We start from the raw sequence: 3,662 nt of genomic DNA on the forward strand, positions 1-3,662 counted from the left end.
GGTCAATCATGTTTGGACATGATTGACTATAATTGTGTATAAATATAAGTGGTGCACTTTATGCGATTGAGGTGGTGCAGATGTCTGCGACTACCAGTGCTTTTACATGCGAATAATCATTTGTATTTCATTATTCAATGATATATTTTGCATAATCATCATAAATACAAGTATTATAGATACTATTATAAAAACAAATATCACCATTCTTTTTGACTTCATCACATCTTTTCACCTCTAAAAAGATTCAGTTTATCAACTATGATTATACTATAGCCATGTTATTCCTATCTTTCTAATATAGTTAAGTTAAAATTAATTTTATATAAACTTCTATTTTAACTATTGATTTATTGGTGAAAATTATATATGCTTTATTTAAGATTGAGGTGATAAAGATGAAAGAACATCATTACATTGTATTTGGTCTATGCTTTTTTATATTCATGTTAGGGAAACTTCTCATCACTTTTATTCCTGGAAATGAAATAGCCAATGCCATTTTATTTTCAACAGCTGTTATTGTAGCCACCATGTATTATTTTCATAGAAAAGACCTTGATTAATCATGATATTTTATATGTTATCAAAACATAATTCATATCACATAAACTATAAATTCCAATAATCAAAACAACATAAAAAGTATATCTTTATATAAATAGAGATATACTTTTATTGTGCTTTCATATCCAGAAATATTTATAACTTTATTTTCATTTATTATAAAACATATTTCATATAACTATGACATAAAAATACTATTCACACATCAATCCTCTCATATTCTTATTTATTTCAAGATTTATCTTTCTTATAATTAACAATCATAGCACAATGATCTGTAAAAGCTAATGTTCTCATATCAATAATGATATCTATCAAATGAATATCTGATTTTGCTAATACATAATCTATATGTGTATTGCCTACAAATGTTCTATAGAAGTCACCTTGATGTGCCTTTTTCTTTTCACCTTTATAATCAATATAATAAGCTTTTTCTTCTTTTAAACCTTTTTCCCATAAATCAGAATATTCTTTGTCATTTATTAAATTGTCTATCACTTTCCAATTTTTAATCTGTGAATATTTTCTATGCGCATTAAAATCACCACATATAATATCACAGTCACTTTCTTGAATGATTGACAATAAAGAATCTATATCATCTCGTAATGGCAAATGCAGACCGAATATAGACCAATCATCATTTTTTATTTTCACAAAACGATTATTATAATGAAAATGATCTATATTCACTTTTTGCCATGTATCGTCCTTACAAAGAGCAACTGTTAAATAAATTGTTTTTTTAATATTTTCAATTTCCTGATATAAATTAGGTGATATCTTATGTGTATAACATGTAACCTCATCAGCCAAAGATGATCTTACTTCCTGTAAAATCACAACATCTGCCTGATACTCTTTTAAAAACTCATTGAGACTTCCATCTATCAGATATCGAAACATATTCATATTTAATGTTATTATTTTCATATTTTATCACCCTAATATCATTATACAATAAATTAAAAAGAAATATCTCTAATATCATAAAATTCAATTCTTTGATCATCAATAAATAAGACTTTATGATATTCTGCATCTATTTTTGTAATCATTCCTTGTAATGTCTGATATTGCTGGTGTGTATAATAAACAATTTTCACAGACATACCTTTTTGAAGCTGTTGAAATAAACGATTCAATCTTTCACATTCATCTTCCATTAATTCTTTTTTATAAACAGGTTGTCTTTCCTTTTCATGAAGATATTCTCTAAATCCACGTAAAGAATCAAATGGTTGAAATTCTACTGCATCATCATGATTTTTATTCTGCATTATGTCCTCCTATTAACTGATGTCGCTGTTTTGCAGTGGCTTTATCTAAAACATTCATGGCTTTCAAAACAGCATTCTTGCCATACTTATTTTTAATTTGAATAATAGATTGTTGTAACTGTCTTTCTTTCAGCACTTCTTCATAGTCAGTAAATAAGTCATAGGCTTCATACCTTTCATCAATAACTTGACCAAAACCAATAGAAATCTTTCTAATCTTTTGACTTTTAAATGTTGTAGACTCAAATAAGTCAATAAACTCCTTAACCAACAGACGATAAGAATTTGTCACAACTGAAATTTTACGACTACCACCCGTAGACGGAAGTGAAGCATCAACATATCTAATATGTAAAGAAATATGATTGGTCACAAGTCCCTGTTCAACCAGTGTTAAAACATTATCCTCCACCATTTCTTTTAAAACCAGTAAAGCATCCTGATCACGATATTCTCCAAATAGAACCTGTCCATTGGATATAGAGCGATGCTGTGGCTGATAATTTTTAATTTGTTGAATAGTCACCGGTTCTTTACCCCAAGCATGACGAATTAAAAAACGTGCATTCACACCAAACTCTTTATACAAGATATCTTCAGGACAATGTGCTATTCCTTTCATATTGACAATGCCTAATTTATATAAACGCTTGGCGATTCCTCTGCCCACTTGCCAAAAATCTGTGAGTGGCGTATGTTCCCATAATGTCTTTTGATATATTTGTTCATCCAAATAAGCCATATGACTTTTGACATGCTTGGCGGTAATATCTAAAGCCACTTTAGCTAAATAAAGATTCGTTCCAATACCACATGTAGCTGGAATTCCCGTTGTTCTATAAACATCATCTATAATCATCTGTGCTATTTCTTGAGCGTTTTTATGATAGAAATTCAGATATTCTGTGACATCTAAAAAAGCCTCATCAATAGAATACACATAAATATCTTCCTGACTTAAATATTTTAAATACAAGCCATAAATATTAGCTGAATATTCCATATAAAGTTTCATCCTTGGTTTAGCTACAATATAATGAATATGCTTAGGTATTTCAAATAAACGGCATCTGTTTTTCACTCCTAACTCTTTCATATGTGGAGAAACAGCTAAACAGATTGTACTCTTTCCTCTTGAAATATCCGCAACAACAAGATTGACTTTGTAAGGATCTAGCCCTCTTTCTACACATTCTACCGAAGCATAAAAGGTTTTAAAATCAATGCATAAATAATATCTCATACACAACTCACCACCTGACAAAGTTATTATACAAAATAAAAGTTGCATAATCAATGTATTTTACGCAACTTCTCTATACAATATTTTCCATTTTTTAAACTTGATGTTTCACACGATCATGTTCCTCGGCTCTTTTGGCATCATTAAAGCGATCCAATGTTCCTACCAAATAACCTGTAATACGTCGAATTCTTTGAATAGGTTCTGGCTGTAAACAATAGTGAAGATCAACAAATTCTCCATCTACTGTTAATGTTAGGGATGTTAAAGTTTCATGAGGATATTTCTGTTTGACATATTGGATATATTCCTTAATTTCATCTTCACTCATTTCACCATTCAAAACTTCAACATCAACATGATCAATAACTTCTTTCATACACATCACCTTCTCTTTATTTTATTATAGAAAATAAAATTCTAAAAAACAAATGAAATGAATGTTTCATCCTGTCAAGCAATTTTGAAAATGTCCTAAAAAAAGTTAAACATTAGCACCGTTTGTACGATGCTTTTGTCTTGCTAGAAAGCCAAGAAAGTCATCATTTCTCCAAGGATGTTCCATTGGC

The 3,662-nt window shown here is 29.3% G+C and carries 5 protein-coding genes; 1 reads left to right on the forward strand and 4 read right to left on the reverse strand.

The window, feature by feature from the left end:
* Nucleotides 1-398: 398 nt before the first annotated feature.
* Complete coding sequence (locus B5E87_RS15160) at nucleotides 399-566, forward strand: hypothetical protein (protein ID WP_158095637.1); 168 nt, start codon at nucleotides 399-401, stop codon at nucleotides 564-566.
* Between the two features lie 232 nt (nucleotides 567-798).
* Here the strand turns inward: B5E87_RS15160 and B5E87_RS14565 are convergent, their stop codons facing one another.
* From B5E87_RS14565 to nrdD, 4 genes are all read right to left on the reverse strand, one after another.
* Complete coding sequence (locus tag B5E87_RS14565; RefSeq protein WP_087246114.1) at nucleotides 799-1,503, reverse strand: endonuclease/exonuclease/phosphatase family protein; 705 nt, start codon at nucleotides 1,501-1,503, stop codon at nucleotides 799-801.
* Between the two features lie 32 nt (nucleotides 1,504-1,535).
* Nucleotides 1,536-1,850, reverse strand: coding sequence for a YolD-like family protein (locus B5E87_RS14570; protein WP_087246116.1), 315 nt, complete (start codon nucleotides 1,848-1,850; stop codon nucleotides 1,536-1,538).
* Complete coding sequence (locus B5E87_RS14575) at nucleotides 1,840-3,093, reverse strand: Y-family DNA polymerase (RefSeq protein WP_087246118.1); 1,254 nt, start codon at nucleotides 3,091-3,093, stop codon at nucleotides 1,840-1,842. The genes B5E87_RS14570 and B5E87_RS14575 overlap by 11 nt, the downstream gene beginning before the upstream one ends.
* A 94-nt stretch (nucleotides 3,094-3,187) precedes the next feature.
* The gene (gene nrdD / locus B5E87_RS14580; RefSeq protein WP_479684553.1) at nucleotides 3,188-3,478 is read right to left on the reverse strand and encodes an anaerobic ribonucleoside-triphosphate reductase; all 291 of its coding nucleotides are present in this window, start codon (nucleotides 3,476-3,478) and stop codon (nucleotides 3,188-3,190) included.
* Nucleotides 3,479-3,662 lie beyond the last annotated feature (184 nt).

This window comes from Massilimicrobiota sp. An142, from assembly GCF_002160725.1.
In the GTDB taxonomy this organism is placed as follows: Bacteria; Bacillota_I; Bacilli_A; order Erysipelotrichales; family Coprobacillaceae; genus Allocoprobacillus; species Allocoprobacillus merdigallinarum.